This window comes from Reyranella sp. CPCC 100927 (assembly GCF_007859315.1).
Taxonomy (GTDB): Bacteria; Pseudomonadota; Alphaproteobacteria; order Reyranellales; family Reyranellaceae; genus Vineibacter.
On sequence record NZ_VOHA01000003.1, the window covers coordinates 1 to 20,771 of the forward strand.

Annotated in this window: 16 protein-coding genes; 11 read left to right on the forward strand and 5 right to left on the reverse strand. The window is 65.0% G+C overall.

Annotated elements, in window-relative coordinates:
* Both FQU96_RS09625 and FQU96_RS09630 read left to right on the forward strand, forming a co-directional pair.
* On the forward strand, positions 1-1,118 hold a 1,118-nt coding region (locus FQU96_RS09625), incomplete at its 5' end, for a thioesterase domain-containing protein (protein WP_255467934.1).
* Entirely contained in the window at positions 1,115-2,806 is a 1,692-nt protein-coding gene (locus FQU96_RS09630; protein ID WP_146540694.1) for a cyclic peptide export ABC transporter, read from the forward strand. The genes FQU96_RS09625 and FQU96_RS09630, both read left to right, overlap by 4 nt.
* Here FQU96_RS09630 and fhuF read toward each other — a convergent pair.
* Genes fhuF through FQU96_RS09645 form a run of 3 tightly spaced genes read right to left on the reverse strand, consistent with a single transcriptional unit; the run spans position 2,799 to position 6,374 of the window.
* Entirely contained in the window at positions 2,799-3,572 is a 774-nt protein-coding gene (fhuF, locus tag FQU96_RS09635) for a siderophore-iron reductase FhuF (protein WP_146540695.1), read from the reverse strand. The two genes, FQU96_RS09630 and fhuF, sit on opposite strands and share 8 nt — an antisense overlap.
* 22 nt (positions 3,573-3,594) lie before the next feature.
* Positions 3,595-4,944, reverse strand: coding sequence for a lysine N(6)-hydroxylase/L-ornithine N(5)-oxygenase family protein (locus FQU96_RS09640; RefSeq protein WP_146540696.1), 1,350 nt, complete (start codon positions 4,942-4,944; stop codon positions 3,595-3,597).
* Positions 4,945-4,973: 29 nt separating this feature from the next.
* Positions 4,974-6,374: a GNAT family N-acetyltransferase gene (locus FQU96_RS09645; RefSeq protein ID WP_255467935.1), complete on the reverse strand. Its 1,401-nt coding sequence runs from the start codon at positions 6,372-6,374 to the stop codon at positions 4,974-4,976.
* A gap of 124 nt (positions 6,375-6,498) precedes the next feature.
* On the opposite strand from FQU96_RS09645, the gene FQU96_RS09650 reads away from it, so the two are divergent.
* From FQU96_RS09650 to FQU96_RS09660, 3 genes are all read left to right on the forward strand, one after another.
* Complete coding sequence (locus FQU96_RS09650; protein WP_178130416.1) at positions 6,499-8,898, forward strand: TonB-dependent siderophore receptor; 2,400 nt, start codon at positions 6,499-6,501, stop codon at positions 8,896-8,898.
* Between the two features lie 22 nt (positions 8,899-8,920).
* Entirely contained in the window at positions 8,921-10,141 is a 1,221-nt protein-coding gene (locus tag FQU96_RS09655; RefSeq protein WP_146540698.1) for a PepSY domain-containing protein, read from the forward strand.
* Between the two features lie 179 nt (positions 10,142-10,320).
* Positions 10,321-11,949, forward strand: coding sequence for an ABC-F family ATP-binding cassette domain-containing protein (locus FQU96_RS09660; RefSeq protein WP_146540699.1), 1,629 nt, complete (start codon positions 10,321-10,323; stop codon positions 11,947-11,949).
* Between the two features lie 118 nt (positions 11,950-12,067).
* On the opposite strand, the gene FQU96_RS09665 is transcribed toward FQU96_RS09660, so the two are convergent.
* Together FQU96_RS09665 and FQU96_RS09670 are read right to left on the reverse strand one after the other, a co-directional pair.
* Positions 12,068-13,768 carry a tetratricopeptide repeat protein gene (locus FQU96_RS09665; protein WP_370461359.1) on the reverse strand — a complete coding sequence of 567 codons (1,701 nt, stop codon included), beginning with the start codon at positions 13,766-13,768 and terminating at the stop codon, positions 12,068-12,070.
* Between the two features lie 9 nt (positions 13,769-13,777).
* The gene (locus FQU96_RS09670) at positions 13,778-15,163 is read right to left on the reverse strand and encodes a UbiD family decarboxylase (RefSeq protein WP_146540700.1); all 1,386 of its coding nucleotides are present in this window, start codon (positions 15,161-15,163) and stop codon (positions 13,778-13,780) included.
* 105 nt (positions 15,164-15,268) lie between these two features.
* Here FQU96_RS09670 and FQU96_RS09675 point away from each other — a divergent pair, with 105 nt between their 5' ends.
* From FQU96_RS09675 to FQU96_RS09700, 6 genes are all read left to right on the forward strand, one after another.
* Positions 15,269-16,099, forward strand: a complete 831-nt coding sequence (locus tag FQU96_RS09675; protein ID WP_178130417.1) for a phosphate/phosphite/phosphonate ABC transporter substrate-binding protein — start codon at positions 15,269-15,271, stop codon at positions 16,097-16,099.
* Between the two features lie 11 nt (positions 16,100-16,110).
* Complete coding sequence (locus tag FQU96_RS09680; protein WP_146540702.1) at positions 16,111-17,253, forward strand: ABC transporter substrate-binding protein; 1,143 nt, start codon at positions 16,111-16,113, stop codon at positions 17,251-17,253.
* 22 nt (positions 17,254-17,275) lie between these two features.
* A complete protein-coding gene (locus FQU96_RS09685; RefSeq protein ID WP_146540703.1) occupies positions 17,276-18,145 on the forward strand; it encodes a branched-chain amino acid ABC transporter permease in 870 nt (289 codons plus the stop codon).
* On the forward strand, positions 18,145-18,978 hold the full coding sequence (locus tag FQU96_RS09690) for a branched-chain amino acid ABC transporter permease (RefSeq protein WP_146540704.1): 834 nt from the start codon (positions 18,145-18,147) through the stop codon (positions 18,976-18,978). Before FQU96_RS09685 ends, FQU96_RS09690 begins: the two co-directional genes overlap by 1 nt.
* Positions 18,975-19,721 (forward strand): ABC transporter ATP-binding protein, encoded by a 747-nt coding sequence (locus FQU96_RS09695; protein ID WP_146540705.1) that lies wholly within the window; start codon positions 18,975-18,977, stop codon positions 19,719-19,721. The genes FQU96_RS09690 and FQU96_RS09695 overlap by 4 nt, the downstream gene beginning before the upstream one ends.
* A 440-nt stretch (positions 19,722-20,161) precedes the next feature.
* Complete coding sequence (locus FQU96_RS09700; RefSeq protein WP_146540706.1) at positions 20,162-20,743, forward strand: hypothetical protein; 582 nt, start codon at positions 20,162-20,164, stop codon at positions 20,741-20,743.
* The last annotated feature ends 28 nt before the right edge of the window (positions 20,744-20,771 follow it).

Genomic DNA, 20,771 nt, shown 5'->3' on the forward strand with positions numbered 1-20,771 from the left:
TGGTTCTGCCGGCCTTGCCGGTGCAGGTGAACGGGAAGGTGGACCGGCGAGCGCTGCCGGAACCGGAGGCAGGAACGGGAGCGGAGCGTGTCGGTCCGCGCGGCGAGGTCGAGGCGCGGCTGGTGTCGATCTGGCGCACGGTGCTGAAGCGCGACGACGTCGGCGTCACGGACGACTTCTTCGACATCGGCGGCGATTCACTGAGGGCGCTCCGCGTGGCTGCGGCCGCCCGGCAGCAGGGCCTCGCGTCCTTTACGCTCGAGGCGCTGTTCACCCAGCGTACGATCGCTGCGCTCGCGACATATCTCGAGGTCGACGCCGGCCGTCTGCCATCGAACATCCTGCCGCTCAATCGGACGGGACTGCCGAAAACATTGTTCTGCATCCATCCGGGATACGGCTTCGCCGTCGAATATCAGCGGCTCGCCGGCAGTCTCGACGGTGCCGTGACGCTCTATGGCATCCAGTCGCCACTCTATCAGGAGCCGGACTGGCGGGTGCCGACCTTCCGGGCCATGGCGCTCGACTACACGCGCCGCATCCGCCAGGTCCAGCCGGAAGGGCCGTACCATCTCCTCGGATGGTCGTCGGGCGGCTGGGTCGCGGTCGAAATCGCGCATATCCTGGAAGGTGAAGGCCAGGCGGTCGCCTTTATCGGCCTTGTCGACACGCCGGCCGACACAGCTCGAAACGACGGGCCGGTGGATGGCACCAGTGCGTCGAGCACCACCGAACGGGTGGATGCCATCGCCCATCTCCTGCCTCCCGGCATCAATGGGCAAGGCGCCGACCAGCTCGACGCGCGCGACAAGACCGAGGTGGCGGCCATCCTGGACGTCATCGATTACTATGATCGCCTCTCGCATGCGCATTCGCTGCCGCACGTGCACACGGACCTGACCGTGTGGTGGGCAACCCGCACGTCGCAACGATCCAACCAGGATCTCGATTGGGGCCGTTTCACGTCAGGCGTTGCCCGCGTGGTGCGGCGCATCGATGCAACGCATGAAGACATCATCCGCCATCCGGCTCTCGCCGACGACCTGCGCCGCCTGCTGTTCGCGGCGGCAACGCCGCGCGCGGCATCGTCCGACCTCACTTACGCGGAAACGACATGACCCAGCGCCCCGCCAGCCCATTCATTGAGTTCCTCAAGATCCTGCGTCCGTTCTGGTCCCTGATGTCGTTCGCGGCTCTCATGGGTACGCTCAGCGGTTTCGCGACCGCAGCCCTGCTCGCGACGACGAACGATGCCCTGCATGCCGAGCATGGCGCGGCGCGCGGATTGTTGCTGGGCTTCGCCGGTCTGTGCGTCCTGGTGTTGATCGGCGAAATCATCTCGGACACCGGCATCAATATCTCCGGCCAGCGAGTCGTCGCGGCGCTGCGCAAGGATCTCTGCGCCCGCGTGCTGTCGGCGCCGCTGGCACAGCTGGAACAGCTCAAGGCGCACAAGCTGTTGGCGACGCTGAACCAGGACGTCGACGCCATCAGCACGTTCGCGTTCATCGTCTCGAGTCTGTCGATCGCGACTGCCGTCCTGCTGGGCTGCATTGGCTACATGTTTTTTCTGTCGCCGCTGATGTGCGCCGTGACGCTGATCGCGATCGTTGTGGGGGTCGCCGTCTTCAATCTGGCGCGACGCAAAGGCGTGGCGTTCTTCGGCGTGGCCCGCGAGGCGGGTGATGATCTCCAGAGGCACTATCGTGCGCTCACGGAAGGAGCCAAGGAACTGCGCATCAGCCGGCCCCGGCGCGAACGCCTCTTCGGCCATCACCTGACGAGCACCATCGATCGCATCCGCGATTTCCGGATCCGCGGCGCCAACATCTTCGTCAGCGCCAACGCCTTCGGTTCGCTGCTCTACTTCCTGGTGATCGGCCTGCTCCTGCTGATGCACAGCTTCCAGCCGACACAGGATGCCTCGGTCGTCAGTGGCTTCGTGCTGGTGCTGTTGTACATGCGCGGGCCGATCCAGGAGATTGTCGGTGCGTTGCCCATCATCGGCCGGGCCCAGGTTGCGTTCCGCAAGGTATCGGTGCTGTCGAGCGAACTGGCGTGGCGCGATCCGGCCTTGGCAGCGGCCCAGGCTCGGACGGCGCCCGACCAGGCCATCGAGACGATCGAATTGCGCGGTGCGGGCTACCGCTTTCCTGTCGCCGATGGCCAGGCGCCCTTTACGCTGGGTCCCGTCAACCTGACCATCCACCGCGGCGAGATCCTGTTCATCGTCGGCGAGAACGGTTGCGGCAAGACCACGTTGATCAAACTGCTCATGGGCCTCTATAGCCCCAGCGAAGGGCAGGTTGTCCTCGACGGCCGGCCCGTCGACGACACGGGGATGGACGCGTACCGGCAGCTTTTTTCAGCCGTCTTCTTCGATTACTACCTGTTCGACGATCTGGTCCTGCCGGACGGCGTTCTGCCGGAGGAAGCCGGTCGCTATCTCAGGCGTCTTGATTTGGAACACAAGGTTACGATCCGTGACGGTGCATTCTCGACGACCGACCTATCGGCCGGTCAGCGCAAGCGGCTCGCCCTGGTGCAGGTATATCTCGAGGGCCGACCGGTACTGGTCTTCGACGAATGGGCCGCCGAGCAGGATCCGACTTTCCGCCGCATCTTCTATACCGAACTGCTCCCCGAACTGAAACGGCAAGGCAAGACGCTGGTCGTCATCTCCCATGACGATCGCTACTTCCATGTTGCCGACCGGTGTCTCAGGCTTCAGGCTGGGCGGGTTGTCAGCGAGACCAGGAATGACAGGCCGGCGACGGCGCGGCCGGCGGTCGAACCCGTCAGCTGACCGGCGACGGGATACGACGGGCAACCGCCGTGAGGTGCGGACAGTTGCCGCAATAGGGCACGCCGGGCAGAAGGTAGCGGATGCAGCACACGCGCGGCTGGCGCACGACATCGGCGGTGCCATCGGCTTTCAGCACGCGTTCATATCGGATCGGCTGGTACATGGGGTTGCTGCGTCCGTCGGTCCGTCGCGGCTCGGTCAGAATCGACTGGCCGGCGGCCGTCAGTGCCTGCGGAACCAGCCCCGATTGCCGCAGCGCAACCATCAACCGGTCGAAGTAGTCGCCGCCATTGCACCAGAGCACGCGCGGCGAGATCCGGACATGCGCTGCGAGTGCGTCGATGAGAACGGCCATGTTCTTTTCCAGCAGTGCATCAAAGCGCGCGAAGGGATCGACGCACGTTGATGCCATCGCCGTGCCTCCATCGGGCAGCTTGAACGCCTGCGGCAGGCCATCGGGACCGATGATGACGGAGAATTCATCAAGTCCGATCGGCAGGTGCCAGCTGAGCAGGAGATTGGCGGCGGCCACGGGCGGCACCAGGCGCAGGAAATACTCCTTGGACCATAGCGATGCGACGGCCCGGCGGTCGTTGTTCGCGTCCTTCGGTCGAAACCGGCGCATCAGCGTGTCGAGGGTTTCCGGTCGGATAAGCTCGCGTCCCGGCAAGGCGGGCCGAGGATCATCCGCCAGCGTCAGGACGTCACGGTAGAAGGCATAGGGGCCGGCAAGGAGGAACGACAGCCGGGATAAGGCGGGGATCACGGATCTCTAGCTCCGCCGATGGTCATTCGGCGGCGCTCACGAGAACGCCTGCGGTCGGCGCGGTGGCGCGCGATGTGGTCATGCGGCCTGGGGATGGGAGCGAGCGCATCACGGCCCGGGCGATTTCCTCGGCGCGCGGCACCAGTACCGAGAGCAGGGTGTCGCTGAGACCATGTGTCGTCTCGCAGAAGCCCTGAAGGAAGATCGACGGCTGGAAGTTCGCCGGCGTCTGTATGCCGTAGTGCCGGTCGACGACCAGGGTGGAAAATTGATCCCGCAACCCCGCGACGAGGCGGTCGTCGATGTCACGGCTGTATCCGGTCGCGAGAATGACCGCGTCGTAGGTGCGATGGTCCACCAGGCCCGACACGGTGTCCTGGAGCACGAGCGTGACACCAGAGGCGTTCGCCTCCGTGCCGAGAACCTCGCGCGTGGGCAGCAGCGCGTGCCGTGCCGCGCCGAGGATTTTCTGCTGGTAGAGGATGGCGGCGATCCGGCGGATGAGATCGGGATCGGCAACGGAGTAGTTGGTGTTGCTGAACTCGCGCAGCATGTCACGGCGCTGCGCCTCGGATCGATGGAACACCAGATCCGTGAACTGTGGATCGAATATCTGGTTGGCCAGCGGGCTGTCGTCGGCCGGACGCAGGGCGTGCTTGCGGATGATCATGTCGACCGACGTCGTCGAAAAGCGCTCGTGAAGATCGAGGAAGATCTCGGCCGCGCTCTGTCCGCCACCCACGACCGCGATGCGGGACGGAGCGCGTGCACCCAGGTCCAGTCGTCCCAGCGCGTGCAGGTAGGCTGCCGAATGAAAGACGCGGGCATCGCCGCGCCGGGGCTGAAACACGTCGGGCACATGCGGTGAGCCACCGGTCGCGACCACGAGATGGCGCGCCTGGCGCTGCCGTTCGGCACCATCGACGGTGCGCGAGACCACACACAGGTGCGTGACGCTGCCATTGGCCTCGACAGGACGTACGGCGAGGACCTCTTCTCCATAACAGCAGCGATGGTCGAACGCGGCCGCAGCCCATCGAAGGTAGGCATTGAACTCGAGGCGGCTGGGAAAAAAGGTCTTCTGGTTGATGAAGTCGATCAACCGTCCCTGTTTGTGGAGATAGTTGACGAAACTGAAGGGACTGGTCGGGTCGCGTAGCGACACCAGATCCTTGAGGAAGGACACCTGCATGCGGCTGTCCGGCAACAGCATGCCGCCATGCCAACTGAAGGCATTCTGTTTCTCGATAAAGCGAAAGTCGCACGGGCTGCCGGAGCGAACGACGATCTCTTCGAGCGCGATCGCAAGGGCGAGATTGGATGGCCCGAAGCCGACACCGATGACGTCGTGAATCGTGTCGGAGGCAGGCACGGCGCTGTCGACCGGTGATGCGTCCACCGCTAGAGAACCGGGCTGGCGGCTGTCGCGACGGGAATTTGACCATTGGCCAAAGGTTCGACGCGATCGACCGGGCGCGCTGTCGGCGTCTCGAGCGAGGGAACCCAGAGACGGTCGCCGAAGAAGCGTTCCCGCAGCAGCATGACCAGCAGGGCGCGCTTGTGCGGGAAGTCGAAGTTCTTGATCTTCGCAAACCCTGCTTTCTCCAGGTTGCGAATTTGCTGGTGGTGATCCGATTGCGGCTCGCCAACGATGCGCTGCGTGCGGCAGTCGTCGAGAAACAGGTAGTGCATCAACGACGGCAGCCAGGCGGTGATCCAGTCGCGGCCGCGATAGGCGTCCTCGCCGATCACGACGTGCCAGCCTCGGTCATAGTCGTCGGCGTCATAGAAGGGGGCCAGGCGATTTTCCTTGGCCCAGTAGATCTCGAAGTAGCCGAAGGGGACATCGTCGAAGCTGGCGATCAGGGGCAGCATGTGCGGGTCGGCCAGAAGGTCGCCGAGGTAGCGGCGATGCTTCTCCAGATCGCCGTCTTCCTTCCAGAAGGCAGCGACACGCGGATCGTTCATCCAGCGATGGACGAGGGGCAGGTCACGTTCCACGGTTGCCGCACGGAAGGATATGGTCTGCTTCAGCCACGGGATGAAACGTGCGTAGACCTCGCCTTCCGGTTTTGGCCTGCGGCGGGGATGGCGCTTGCCGGCGGTCAGCGTGTAGACCAATGGATAGGGTACGGAAGGAGCGTCGGGAAGCCACAGCGTTCTTGATTGCCACAGGAGATCCGGCAGGACGACCAGCCCCGGCTGCTGGTCGGCGATGGCGATGCCCTGGTCGATCAGGTCGGCCACGTAAGGCGACCACCGAGGGCCGACCAACCGCACGGCGTGAGCGTCGGGATGTGCGGCGGTGATCGCCTCGAGCCCGGCGAGGATCGCGCGCAGCGCCGGGGGCTTCGGGCCATCGACGATGTCGGCCGTCAGCGCGGCGGTTGTCGGTTCCGGCCGGACGCTGATCCGCAGCAACGGGTCGCCGCCCTGGCGCACGACAAACGTATGACCGTCACGGCGAATTTCGATTCGAGGGCCGCCCGCGATGCAGTAGGAGAAGAAAGTCGAGTCGACCGCCGAAGTCGGCTGATCTGGCATGGCCATTCTCCTCCACCGTGATGCGGGTGCTTGATGCGCGACACTGCGCCATGCATGGGTCGCCACCCGACGACGGCCGCTGGCATGACCGCTCTGCCCTTGGCAGAAGACGAATCCCGGTACCTTATTTTCAGGCCGCGATGCCTTTCGCTGATCGATCGGGGCGTTGAGAGGAAATCTCGCTTCGCTCTGAAAAAACTCCCGCCGGTTTCGTCTTATAGCGAAATGCCAATGTTGTGCCGTGCCGCCGAGGGACACGGTCGACGGACCATGTCGTGGGAGTACAGGGATGAAGACGGGGGTGCGGCGTCGGCGGGCAAATCGGGGCAAATTGGATATCAGGGGATGCCGCGGTCTCGCAGTTTCAAGTTGGTCGACGGCCTTGTTGTTGCTGGCCGCCGGTACGGCGATGGCGCAGCAGAAGCCGGATTCGCAAGAGCAGGCCGCGGGGGATGGCCGCGTCCTGGTCGCGCAGGCGGACATGCGGACCTTCAACCTGCCGTCGTTGCCTCTGGCCGAGGCCCTGACGCTGTTCGGCCAGCAGGCGGGGCTTCAGGTCACGTTCAGCGCGGCCATGGACAGGGGACTCCAGTCCCGGGCCGTGTCCGGCACGATGACGCCCGAAAATGCCCTTCGGAGCCTCCTGTCCGGGACCGGCGTCGTCTATCGCTTCACCGACAATCGCACGGTTGCCCTGAGCCGGCCGGGGGTCGGCCTGCCGGGCGACAACCTCCTCGATCCGGTCAGGGTGAGCGACCAGCGCGAAACCGGCAAAGGGCCGGTGCGGGGCTACGTGGCGTCGCGCAGCACGGCGGGTACGAAAACGGACACGCCCATCATCGAAACGCCGCAGGCGATCTCGGTCGTCACGCGCGACCAGATGGATGCACGGGGCGTCCAGACGGTCACCGAAGCCCTGCGCTATACGCCTGGTGTCTTCACGCAGCCCTTCGGCACCGACCGGCGGTACGATCAGGTCTATATTCGGGGCTTCGTTGCCAATGCCACCGGTGACTATCGGGACGGCCTGCGGCAGCCGACAATCACTTTCGCCGGTTTCGGTACTGAGCCCTATGGCCTGGAGCGCATCGAGATTCTGAAAGGGCCGTCGTCGGTACTATATGGGCAAACCCAACCCGGCGGCATCGTCAACCGTGTCAGCAAGCGTCCGACGACCGAGTGGTTCAATGAAGTGCAGGCCGGCGTCGGCACTTTCGGCCGCTCCCAGGCCGCATTCGATTTCGGCGGTCCGATCGACAAGGAAGGCCAGTTCCTGGTCCGGATGACGGGGTTGGCGCGCCAGGGCGATCACCCGTTGTTTCCACGCCTGCCGGACGATCGCATTTATCTTGCCCCGGCCCTGACGTGGCGCCCCAGCAGCGACACCAGCCTGACGTTGCTGGCCACCTTCCAGAAGGACAACACGTTCACATTCAACAACTATACCCAGACCCTGACGGGCGTTCCGGCCAACATCGCATCGATTCTTCAGTCCACATATCTGGGCGAGCCAAAGTGGGACCGCTTCCAGCGGGATCAGGTCACGGTTGGCTACGAGTTCGAGCATCGCTTCAACGACGTTTTCACGTTCAGGCAGAACGCGCGCTACGGCCATATCGATATCGACTTCCGGCAGACCGAAGGTTCGATCACCACCAGTCTCGCGCGGGGACTCCTGCAGCGCAACGCGCGGAACTGGCGGGAGGAACTCACGTTGTGGGTCGTCGACAGCCAGGTGCAGGCGAAGTTTGCCACGGGAGGGTTGACCCACACCCTCCTGGCCGGATTTGACCTGCAGAACATCCAGTGGGAGCAGGTGAACCGGCTGGGTCCTGCGACGCCGATCAGCATCATTACGCCGGCATTCGGTCAATCGTTCAGCCAAGGGCGTATCGTCGCCAGCTCCAAGCAGTCCATTCGCCAGTACGGTCTGTACGCTCAGGATCAGATCAAGCTCGGGGAGCAGTGGGTGCTGACCCTCGGTGGCCGCTTCGATTGGGCGAACTCCGATACGACGAACCGTCTGACACGATCGAGGACGCCAAAGTCGGATAGCGCGTTCAGCTGGCGTGCCGGCCTGACGTACCTGTCCGACATCGGACTCGCGCCATATGTAAGCTACTCGGAGTCGTTCAACCCAACCGCCGGCACAACGGCAGCGGGTGCGCCCTTCGAGCCCACCCGTGGCCGGCAGTACGAGGTCGGTGTCAAGTACCAGCCCAAGGGGTTCAAGAGCTTCTTTACGGCGTCGCTGTTTCACCTGACGCAGCGCAATGCGCTGACGCCGGATCCGGCAAACGTCAGCTTCAACGTTCAGACGGGCGAGATCCGGTCGCGCGGCATCGAACTGGAGGGCGTGGCGAGCCTCGGTCTGGGCCTGAACCTCATCGCATCCTACACGTATGCCGACGTCGAGGTCATGAGGAGCAATGGCGCCGACCGCGGCAAGCGGCCGCTCTTTTCGCCGCGGCACCTGGCATCGGCATGGCTGGATTACACCCAGCCGGAGGGCCCGTTTGCCGGGTTTGGTCTCGGCGCCGGCGTGCGCTATGTCGGCAAGACGTACGCGAACACGACGAACACGCTCAAGAATGAGGCGACGACCCTGCTCGACGCCACCGTTCACTACGACCTGGGGACCGCATTCCCGGGGCTGAAGAACGCGCGGCTGGCCGTGAACTTCAGCAATCTGCTCGACAAGAAATACATCATCTGCAGCACGGGAAGCTGCTACCGGACGGAGGGCCGCACGATCCTGGGTACGCTCACCGTGCGATGGTAGCCGTGCGAAAGGCCGCGCCATCATGACCATTCGCCGCGCGTTTGTCTGGATCCATCGCTGGACCGGACTGGTCATTGCCGCCTTTCTGATCGCTGCCGGCCTCAGCGGCAGCATCCTGGTCTTCCAGTACGAGCTTGACGCCTGGCTCAATCCGACCTTGTTCCGGGCATCGACGCCTGGACCAATGCTCCCGCCGTCGGAACTGGTGGCGCGCGTTCACCAATCCGATCCGCGCGTCTTCGTGAACAATGTGCCCGTGCGCGTCGAACCGGGCGACGCGGCGCAGATCGGTGTCTCGGCCCGGCCCGATCCCGCCACGGGCCGTCGTTACGAGGTCGAATACGATCAGGTCTTCGTCGACCCGGTGAGCGGCAAGATTCTGGGCACACGCGAAGGCGACGATGCGCTCATCCCGCAGATCTGGGAGTTTCACTACACGTTGCTGGCGTCCGACGGTCTGGGCAAGCTCAGCCTCGGCATCGTGGCGATCGTCTGGACGGTGAATTGTTTCATCGGGCTCTACGTGAGCCTGCCGCAGGGACGGCCTTTCTTCGTGAAATGGAAGCCGGCCTGGCTGGTGAAGTACAATGTCGGCTTCTATCGCCTGAACTTCGACCTGCATCGGGCTATCGGCCTGTGGTCGTGGATCGTGATGCTGGCGCTGGCGGTCAGCAGCATCTACATGAACCTGAACTTCGAGGTGTTTCGGCCCACGGTGCGGCTGTTCTCCAACGTGCCGCTGAGCATCTACGAACCGGAGGTCTATGGGCCCCGGATGCGTGCAGTGGCGGGCAGGCCGCCGGGCCCCGCGCTGACGATCGAGCAGGTGACCGCCCTTGCCCGCGCGGAGGCTGCCCGCCTGGGCACGCCGGATCTCATGCCGAGCCACGTTGCCTACTTTGCAGGTCTGCGCGTCTATCGCGTGCTGTTTCGCCAATCGCAGTTCGACCGCGGGTCCGGTCTCGGCCGGCCCATTCTGTACTTTGATGACACCGACGGCGCCGTGGTCAATGCGGACACGCTGCACAATGCCTCGGCCGGTCAGTTCTTCACGCGCCTCCAGTTCCCCCTGCACAGCGGCCGCATTGCCGGCTGGCCCGGGCGTCTGGTCGTTTTCCTCAGCGGCATCCTGATCGCCGTCATGTCGGTGACGGGCATATACGTCTGGTGGAAGAAACGTCGTCTGAGAACGCCCATCAGAAAGCGGGCCATCGAACAGCAGGCCAGGTCGCCATCGCTGTGAGTGCCCGCTGTACGACGGGTCGCGGCGTTCGAAGCACTTGATCGATACATGAAGGGGTGGCAGTTTCCGCGCCCCGTCTTGGGCGGATAGCGACCGTCCTCGACTCCTGCCACTTTTGCCCGGGCCACCGTCAGGCAGTGTTGTTTGGCGCTGCTTGTCGACGGCATTCCGACGGTATCATGATTCGTCTCGATAACATCAGCAAGCAGCACGGCCATCAGATCCTGTTCATCGACGCTTCGATGGGCATTCAGAAGGGAGAGAAGGTGGGACTTGTCGGGCCTAATGGCGCCGGCAAGACGACGCTTTTCCGGATGATCGCAGGCGAGGATCAGCCCGACGATGGCCAGGTGACGGTCGATCCGGGCATGACGATCGGCTATTTCAGCCAGGATGTCGGCGAAATGTCGGGCCGGAGCGCGGTCGCGGCGGTGATGGATGGCGTCGGGCCGGTGAGCGCGCTGGCCGCCGAAATGGCCAGGCTCGAGGCCGCGATGGTCGATCCCGACCAGGCCGGGGACATGGATGCCATCGTCGAGCGTTATGGCGAGGTGCAGGGGCGCTTCGAGGAGCTGGACGGTTATGCCCTGGATGCCCGGGCGCGCGAGGTGCTCGCGGGCTTGAGCTTCAGCCAGGAACGAATGGACGGCGACGTCGGCTTGCTCTCCGGCGGCTGGAAGATGCGCGTGGCGCTCGCCCGCATCCTGCTGATGCGGCCCGACGGCATGTTGCTGGACGAGCCGAGCAACCATCTCGACCTCGAAAGCCTGATTTGGCTGGAGGACTTCCTCAAGAAATATGACGGCGCGTTGCTGATGACGTCGCATGACCGTGAGTTCATGAACCGCATCATCGGCAAGGTCGTGGAGATCGACGGGGGTTCGCTCACCACATACTCGGGCGACTTCGATTTCTACGAGCATCAGCGTGCGCTGGGCGAGAGGCAGCGCCAGGCGCAATTCGAGCGCCAGCAGGCGATGCTCGCCAAGGAGATGAAGTTCATTGAGCGCTTCAAGGCGCGTGCGTCTCATGCGGCCCAGGTCCAGAGCCGGGTGAAGAAGCTCGAGAAGATCGAGCGGGTGGAACCGCCGCGGCGTCGCCAGTCCGTCCAGTTCGAGTTCCGCACCCCGCCACGCTCGGGTGATGACGTGGCGAGCTTCAAGAACGTTCACAAGGGCTATGGCACGCAGCCGATCTATGCCGGGCTCGATTTCCGGATGCGTCGCAAGGAGCGCTGGTGCGTCCTGGGTGCCAACGGCGCGGGGAAATCCACACTGCTGAAGCTGGTGGCCGGCGCCACCGAGCCGGACCAGGGCACCGTGACCCTCGGCAGCAACGTCAGGATGGGCTATTTCGCCCAGCATTCCATGGATCTGCTGGACGGCAACGACACGGTTTTCGAATCGCTGGACGGGTCGTTCCCGCAGGCGGGACAAGGCGCGCTGCGCTCGCTGGCCGGTTGCTTCGGCTTCTCCGGCGACGATATCGAGAAGCCCTGCCGCGTGCTGTCTGGTGGTGAGAGGGCTCGTTTGGTCATGGCCAAGATGCTGTTCGACCCGCCGAACTTCCTGGTTCTCGACGAACCGACCAACCATCTGGACATGGCCACGAAGGAGATGCTGGTCGCGGCCCTGTCGGAGTTCGAGGGCTCCATGCTGTTCGTTTCGCATGATCGCCACTTCCTGTCCGCGCTCTCGAATCGGGTCCTGGAACTGACGCCCGACGGCGTTCATCAGTACGGCGGTGGCTACACGGAATATGTGGCACGGACAGGCCAGGAGGCACCGGGCCTTCATCCCGGCGGGTAGAGTCGTTCAAATCGGGAGCGCCTGCCTGCAGCCTCATCCTGAGGAGCATCGCGAAGCGATGCGTCTCGAAGGCTGAGCTACAGGCACGCGTGCGTTGCCCGGCCAGGCGCGTTCAAGCTCAAGAACAGCACCCATCGGCCTGATAGACCCTGGTTCTGCACATGCAGGATGAGGTGATGGGTACATCGACCTTGGCCAGAGCCGCGGCAAGCTTCGCCTGCAGCGCCGGAAGCTCCGTCGTGTCGCTACGGCGCTGCAGGCATTCAACCAGGCCGTGAAGGGCCCAGACATTGTCGGGATGCTGGGCGCAGCGTTGGATCCCTCCGCTGAGGCCCAGGTCATCGCGATAGATGCTCTCGGCTTCGGCGTGGTGATCCTGTTCCATGAGCAGCGCGGCAAGCGCGTGGCGGGGCGGGTGCATCCAGGCCCACGGTTCGGTGTAGTTGAGGTTGTCGTCGCGGTGCACGGCGTCGCGAAGATGCGCGAAAGCCGCGTCGTGGTTGCCGCGATGGTATTCGACTTCACCGTCCAGCATGGCCCCGGCAACAGCCAACGTTGTCTGTGCGAGGTTGCTGAGAAACTTCAGGTCTGCCGGCAGCCTGGCGACGGCGTCGCGGAACAGCGTTCGTTCGCGGTCGGCGGCTTCGGGATCCTGGAGAGTCGCGTAGGCGATACCGCGCGCATAGTGATGCATGGGAGTAGAAATGCGATAGATCTTGGGATCGCCCGGCGGCGGCTCCCCGATGATCTCGCGCCAGCGCCCGAACCGGACGAGCACGTGCATCTTCATGGCGTAGTAGGCTTCGGTGGTCGTCACGAGCTTCGGGCGATCCTTCATGGTGAGGATGTCCTCGGTCATGATCGCCCGGATCTTGTTTGCTGCCGCCAGTGCCGGGCCGTATTGGCCCAGGAACATGCAGGTGTGCATCATCAGGTGCAGGTCGTGGCCCCGTGCCGTGACGTAGAAATTGTGCGATCCCGCGTAGTCCGCGTACATGTCGTCGGCGCGGACCGCGTGCTCGCTCACGATCCTGGCTTTCTCGTAGTCGCCGCACTGCGCGTAGATGTGGGCGGGCATGTGATTGAGGTGTCCCGCGTCGGGTGCCATCGTCGACAGCAGGTCGGCCGATCGCAGCGCCTGCTCGGGATGGCTCGACATCTCCATAACATGGATGTGCAGGTGCAGGATCGCGAGGTGCGCCCGTTCGCCGGTCTTGTCGGTCATCGCCATCGAGCGCTCGCAGAGGGCGAGCGCCTCCAGCGTATCGGCGTTGCGAGCGGGTAGTCCTGTCTTGAGGTCCCACAGCCGGCGGGGCGTGCGGGTGATCAGCGCTTCGACCAGAAGCGCCATGATGTCGTGGTCATCGGGAAAGGCATGGTGCACGCGGCGCACCGCGGCGGCATAGTCGTCATCCCATTTGTCGAATTGCTCGGGGCTGACGCCGTGCGGCTCCTGGAAGCGCCGGGTCAGTGCCTCGACCAGGTGACGTTCGGCGTCCTCCGTTCTTGAGGCGCTCAGTCGGAGGGCGATCTGGAGATGGTCGAAGGCGATCCTGGTGAAACGATCGGCCTCGGCCTTGCCGTAGTCGCGCCAGGTGAGGTTGTAGAACGGGCCTGACCCGTAGGCGATGCCCCAATGGGCCATCACGCAGTCCGGGTCGAATTCCAGGGCCTTGTGAAAGCACTTCACGCCTTCTTCCTGGTTGAAGCCGAAGCACCAATTCAGGCCGAGATTGAACCAGCGCTGCGCCGCGTCGGATGACGTGCGGATCTTGCGCGTGTGAACACCGAGATCGAAGCGGTCCATCGTGATGGTCATCGTCATAGCCTATTTCAGCCAGCCGCGCTTTTCCGCCGGCACGTTGTCGATGAGCCAGGTCCGGGCGGCATCACGATGGGCCGGGGGCGGCAGTGCCCGCTCGATCCCCTCGATCCGGTCGCCGGCCTTGGCGGTGGCATCGAACCCCGCCTTGGTTACCAGCCCGCCGTCTTCCATCGCCTCGGACCGGTCGGTACCGGCATGCGGCACCAGAAGCAGGTCCCGCTCGAGCTTCATGCGGTTGACGCGGGCCCAGTCGACCGCCACCGGATCCCAGGGATCGATGTCGGCGTCGACCACGGTGACGCGCTTCACGAGGCTGACGGCGGCGAAAGCGGCAAACATCGCGCGCCGCGCCTGGCCGGGCCGCGGCGCCGCGAGTTGCACCACGATGTCGGTGCGGCCGGCGCCCGCTTCGGTGACCGCCACGTCGCGCACGTTCGGAACGACGGCCGCAATCGCGCTGCGCAGACCAGCCGCGATCGGCAGCGCGCCGAGATAGATGTGCTCGCGGTGATAGCCGGGCTCGATCGCCTGGTAGATGGCGTCCCGGGCATGCGTGAGCGCGGAGAAGGTGGCGCGGAAGCCCGGGCCATAATTCTCGTACATGCCGTGGTACTCGGAGACGAAACCCTCTTCGAGCGGCTGACGGGCGTCGATCTCGCCTTCGAGGACGATCTCGGCGTCCGCCGGCACCAGGAGATCGACGGTTTTCGCCGGCACCATACGAACGGGCGCACCGAGCAGGCTGCCGGCGCACTCGATCTCGTCATCGCCCACGCCGAGATAGAGGCATGCCGCCAACTGGATCGCAGGGTGCGCGCCGATGGCGACGGCGATCGGCAGGGCCTTGCCGGCTTCGGCGGCGCGTCGGGCAAAGAGCGCCAGATGGTGGTTCGGCGCGATGCCCACCATGGCGATACGCCCGTCATGGACGGCGAAGCGCGCAAACGAGGCGTTGCCGCGTCCGCTGTCGGGATCGCGCGCCAGGATGACGCCGGCGGTGATGTAGTGCCGCGCCTCGCGTTCGAAGAAGCGGGGCACGGGCAACGCGGCGAGCGGATCGTTCACCACGACAACGTCCTGGACGCGGCCGCTCGCGACCGGCACGGGCTTCACCGGGGCGCGGATCGCCTGGTGGATGCGCGGCACGATGTCGGCAACGTCGATCCCCAGGGCGGCAGCGACGCGGGCGCGGCTGCTCAGCAAATTTCCGGCGACGCGCAGGGATGATCCGTTTACCGTCTCGAACAGGAGCGCCGGGCCGGCGTCGGCGGCCGACAGGAAGGCCGAAAGCTCGAAGGCCGGGTCGACGGGCTTCGCGATGCGCAGGAGTGATCCACTCTGGTCGAGTGCCTCGAGGAAAGGACGAATGGACTGCTGCTCGTTGCTCATGTTGCCCCTGCCACGGCACGCCCGGCGGCGTAGGGCGCCCAGAATGCCGCCATGTTATCGCGGAAATGCCTGTGGCTGTACTCTAGCGAGGACTTAACCAAAATCATGATCGCCAACGCCCGCATGTATTCCGTCACGCCGCCGGTGGCCGCGCTGTGGCGCAGCCTGCTCGCGGCCCTCCTGTCGGATACCGGCGCAGCCATCGAGATCGTGGATCACGCGCCGCCCGCACCGATCGCCGAGCTCTGGCGCCGGCCCGACAAGGCGGCCGTTTTCATGTGCGGCCTGCCGTATAGCCTGGCCGCGCCGCAGCCGGAGGCGGTCGTGGCGCCCGTGCCGTCGCCCGCCGCCTATGGCGGGCGTTCCTGCTACTGGAGTGACATCGTCGTTCACGCCGACAGCCCGTTCGGCACGATCGAGGATACGTTCGGCCATCGCCTCGCCCTGACGACACCCGAATCCCAGTCAGGCTACGCGGCCTTGCTGCATGCCCTGATGTCGTACGCGGCGAGCGCGCCGCTCTATCGCGAGATCATCGAGCCGCGCTTCACGCCGATGGGCGCTTTGACCGCGGTGATCGAAGGAAAAGCCGAGGTTGCCCCCCTCGATTCCTACGCCTTCGCCCTGCTGTCCAGGCATGCGCCGGAGCTGACGGCAAAGGTGCGGATCATCCTGCGCACGGAGCCCACCCCGGCGCCGCTGCTGGTCGCCTCTGCCCCCGCCGCGGCGGTGCGGGACGCGTTCCTGGCGGCGCATGAGACGCCTGATGTGGCGGCATTGATGGACCAGCTCTTGCTTGATCGCTTTGCCGTGCCCGCACGCAGTGCTTATGATGCGCTCAAGGAACGGTTTCTGGCCATGCAGGCGTTCTGGCGTCGCCATCCCTTGGCGAAGACCGCCCATCCGCTGTTTGGTGCCGAACTGAAAACGGGGTGAGGGGAGATTTCATGCGCAAGGGTATCATTGCCGCGACTGTGGCGGCCCTGCTGTTGGGCGGCAGCGCGAGCGCGCAGGTCAAGATCGGCTTTCATGCGCCGCAGTCCGGCCCCGCGGCGGCCGACGGCAAGTCGTCCACGATCGGCGCCGAGATCGCGCGCGACTGGATCAACGCCAAGGGCGGGGTGCTGGGCCAGAAGATCGAGCTGGTGATCTACGACGACCAGAACAAGCCGGATCAGTCGGTGCCGATCGCCAACAAGCTGATCGGCCAGGACAAGGTCGTGGCGGCCGTATCCGGCAGCTATTCGGGTCCGACCCGCGCCGCGGCCGCGGTATTCCAGCAGGCCCGCATCCCCTACATCTCCGCCTATGGCGTGCATCCCGACATCACCAAGGAGGGCAACTGGGCCTTCCGCGGTGTGCAACTCGGGCCGCCGCAGGGCAAGGGCGCTGCCAAATTCATTTTCGACAAGTTCGGCAAGGTGAAGATCACCATGCTGACGATGAACAACGACTTCGGCCAGTCGATCGCCGACGGCTTCAAGGAGGAGGCGCAGAAACTCGGCCTGACCATCGTCAAGGAATACACCTTCGGCCTGGGCGAGCGTCAGTTCGGCCCGATCGTCGCGTCGGCCAGGGCCGACAACGCCGACGTGATTTACGCCATCGGCTACTACTTCGTGGGCGGCCCGCTGGTGGCGCAGGTCCGCGCCGGCGGCCTCAAGCAGCCGATCGTGGCGGCGCAGGCCTTCGACTCCATGAAGTTGATCGAGATCGCCAAGGACGCAACCGAAGGGATCTACATCGTGGGCGGCATGGATCGCGGCCGCACGACGCCGCCGGACTTCCAGCCCTACCTGGCCGAGTTCAAGAAGCGCGCCGGCTACGATGCCGAGGCCGTCTCCGCCAATTGCTACTCCTCGGTCATGCTGATGGCCGATGCCATCAAGCGCGCGGGCAGCACCGATCCGGCGAAGATTCGCGATGCCCTGGCCGCAACCAAGGACTTCCCGCTGCTGACCGGGCGGCTGGGCTACTTCAGCGCGGTGGGCGAGCTCTATTCGCCGCTCGAGGTGACGCAGGTGAAGAACGGCGCATTCGTGGGCGTCACGGTCATCGACGACCAGTCCCTCCTGGCGCCGCCGAAGTAGGCGCATGCCGCGGTCATAGGCGATGCTGTTCGTCGAGCTGATCGTCAAGGGGCTGGTCTACGGCTGCATGTACGCGATGATGGCCGTGGGCCTGACACTGGTCTACGGTCTCCTGCGCATCCTGCACATCGCCCATGCCGGCGTCTTCGCACTCGGCGCCTACATGGCGGTCACCGTCACCAACGCAACCGGCAGCCTGGCGCTCGGCTTCCTGGTCGCGGCGGTGGTGAGCGCGGTGGCGGGTACCGTCATCTATCGGCTGGCCTACCAGCCCATCCTGCATCATCAGGCCTTCGTGCCGATGGTCGTCTCGATCGGCCTCTTCATCGTGATGCAGGAGGCCTTCCGGATGATCTTCGGCGCCTACGGCATCGCCTTCGACAACAACCCCTGGTACGTCGCCAACATCAGTCTGGGCGGCATCAACCTGACCTATGTCGAGATCGCCATGGTGATCACGTCGGTCACGCTGCTGGTGGGCTTCGGGCTGTTCGCAGGGCTGACGCGCGCCGGGATCGGCTGGCGGGCCACGGTGAGCGACCCGCAGATGGCGACGAGCTTCGGCGTCGACGCGGTGCGGGTGCGCTACATCAATTTTCTGTTCGGTTCGGCGCTGGCCGGCATCGCGGGCGGCCTCGTCGGCCTTCTCAACAACTATGTCGAGCCCACGATGGGCGGCGCGGTCAGCTACAAGGCGCTCGCCATCATCGTGCTGGGCGGGCTGGGCAGCGTGCGCGGCACGCTGGTCGCCAGCCTCGTGCTGGGCGTGGTCGAGGCATTCGGTGCGATCTACCTGGCCGACATCTTCGACCGCGATGCGATCGGCTTCCTGTTCTTGATCATCGTGCTGATGGTGCGCCCGCAGGGCCTGCTGGGGCGGAGCAGCGGCTGATGAGCGCTTATATCGCAAGCCTGGTCAGTGTCATCGGCATCAACCTGATCCTGGCCCTCAGCCTCAACATCATCACCGGGTTCTGCGGTCAGGTGAGCCTCGGCCATGCCGCTTTCTATGGCATCGGCGCCTATACGGCCGCCTACCTCGCCAAGCTCGGCGCGCCGCTGCCGCTCACCCTCCTGGCGGGGGCCGCGATGGCGGGTGCGATCGGCATCGTGGTCGGATTGACGTCGCTGCGCGTCCGTCATGACTTCCTCGCCGTGACCACCATGGGCATCGGCTTCGTCTTCCTGGGTTTCGTGCGCAAGCAGAAGTGGCTCGGCGGCGAACTCGGCATCTCGGGCATCCCGGGCTCGGGCCTCGATCCCGTGTCCTATGCCGTGCTGATCGTGGCCTTCGCCGCGGCGGTGATGGGCTTCTGTCTCTGGATCAAGCACAGCTGGATGGGCTTTACCTTCGACGCCGTGGCCGACGACGAAGATGCGGCGCGCACCGTCGGAGTCAATGTCTCGACCTACAAACTCGTCGCTTTCGGCATCGGCACGGCGCTCGCCGGACTGGCGGGCGGGCTGTACGTCTATTTCGCCCGCATCATCCTGCCCGATACGTTCGATTTCGTGCAATCGATCGCGATCCTGACCATGGTGGTGATCGGTGGCACCGGCTCGGTCTGGGGCGTTTTTGCCGCGACCATTGCGCTGACCCTCCTGCCGGAGGTGTCGCGCGCGGCGGCGGACTACCGGCTGCTGATTTTCGGCGCCATGCTGATCCTGGTGATGCGGTTCAGTCCGGGCGGCCTCGCGAGCCTCGTGCGACGGAAGCCGGCATGAACACGCTCGCCCGCGTCGAGGACCTGCACATCAGCTTCGGCGGCGTGGCGGCCGCCAGCGGCATCAGCCTGACGGTCGAGCAGGGCGAGTTCCTGGCGCTGATCGGTCCCAACGGCGCCGGCAAGACGACGGCGCTGCGGATGGTGGCGGGCCTCCTGCGGCCCGATCGCGGCCGCGTCTTCTTCGGCGAGCGTGACGTCACCAACCTGCCCGCGCATGCCCGCGTGCGGCTGGGGCTGGGCTTCACGCACCAGATCGTGCGGCCCTTCTACGGCTTCACCACCGTCGAGAACGTCATGCTGGCCGCGGGTCACCACCAGACGGAAAGCCCGTGGCGCGCGCTCGCCAGCCGCTCGCGGGCGGCGGCGCGCGAGAAGGCGCAGGCGATCCTCGAACGCATCGGGCTTGGGGCACAGGCCGGCCAGTCGCCGCGCGCCCTGCCGCTCGGCCAACGCAAGCGGCTCGAGGTGGCGCGCGCGCTCGCGCTCGATCCCAAGCTGCTGCTGCTCGACGAGCCCCTGGCCGGCCTCAGCAGCCATGAGGCCACGACCATGGCCGACCTGGTCCGCGCCTTGTCGGGGCAGGGCATCACCGTCGTGTTGGTCGAGCACAATCTCGGCGAAGTGTTGCGTGTCGCGGACCGTCTCGTGGTGCTGGATGCCGGCAAGGTGCTGGCCGAAGGCCTGCCGAAAGACGTCATGGCCCGCCCCGACGTCCGCCAGGCTTACACCGGCGTCATCTAGAGCGGTCATCATTTGATGGAAGCGCTGCTCCCGTCGTCCTGACAGCCTGTGATTTCATGGGCCCACGCTGTCATTCCGAGCGTAGCGAGGAATCTTTTCCGGCCGTGAACGGCCCAGAAACTGCCGAAAGATTCCTCGCTACGCTCGGAATGACAGCGCGAAGCGATAAAAATCACATCCTCTGAACGCAGCGCAGGGCCTTGCGGTGGATCGTTCAGAGAATGCCGGCTCCGGTGATCGTCCGTCCCGACAGCGGCCTGTGTGAACGTCTGACTGACGGGTGATTTCACCTGAGTCCAAGCCGGTTCTCCAGGCTCCAAGCCGGATCGATGCCTGCCCGGTAGTCTCCTTCTTCCGCGCCAGGACGAGGCGCTGGCCTGATGCGTTGGCGCAGGTTTGACCATGGCGAACGCTCGGCAGAAGCAGAATCTGGAGGTCTCATGAAAGAGCAGAATGCAACGCGCCGTCGGGCCGTCTGGCTGGCGCGTGCCGCAGGCGTCGCGGTGATCCTGTTCGCCGCCACGTCGCAGGCGAGCGCGCAGGCCGTGAAGTCGTGTGAGGCGCTCGGCGGCAAGCCACCGCCGCACAAGCCGAACGCCTGCTACCTCAACCCGGGTCCCGCGCCGTTTGACGTCAGCTTCACAGGCCGTTTCGGAAAGACAGACGCGTTTCCCGGGCTGGGGGCGGTGTTCAAGATCACAAGTCGTTTCGACCGACCGGTTAAATTCCTGCGCGTGCAAGGCTACGCGTACGACAAGGATGGGAAGCAGGTCGACTTCACGTTCTTGAGCCAGAAAAAGAAGTTCACGGGCCACGAAGGGCTCACGCTGAAGTTCGAGATTGCGCCCGGCGAAACGAAAGAGTTCGTGCTCAACGTCAACCGCGAAAGCATCGACCCTGGCATGGACACGATGGAGATCGAGATCCTCTGGTGGAGCACACTGGATGGCACGACGGAGTTTGCACGGTGGTCCGATCAAGTGTCGACGCGTCCCAGGGGTGGCATGAAGCGGGGCTCGTGACGCAAGGGGCCGGGACAATCGCTGTGAG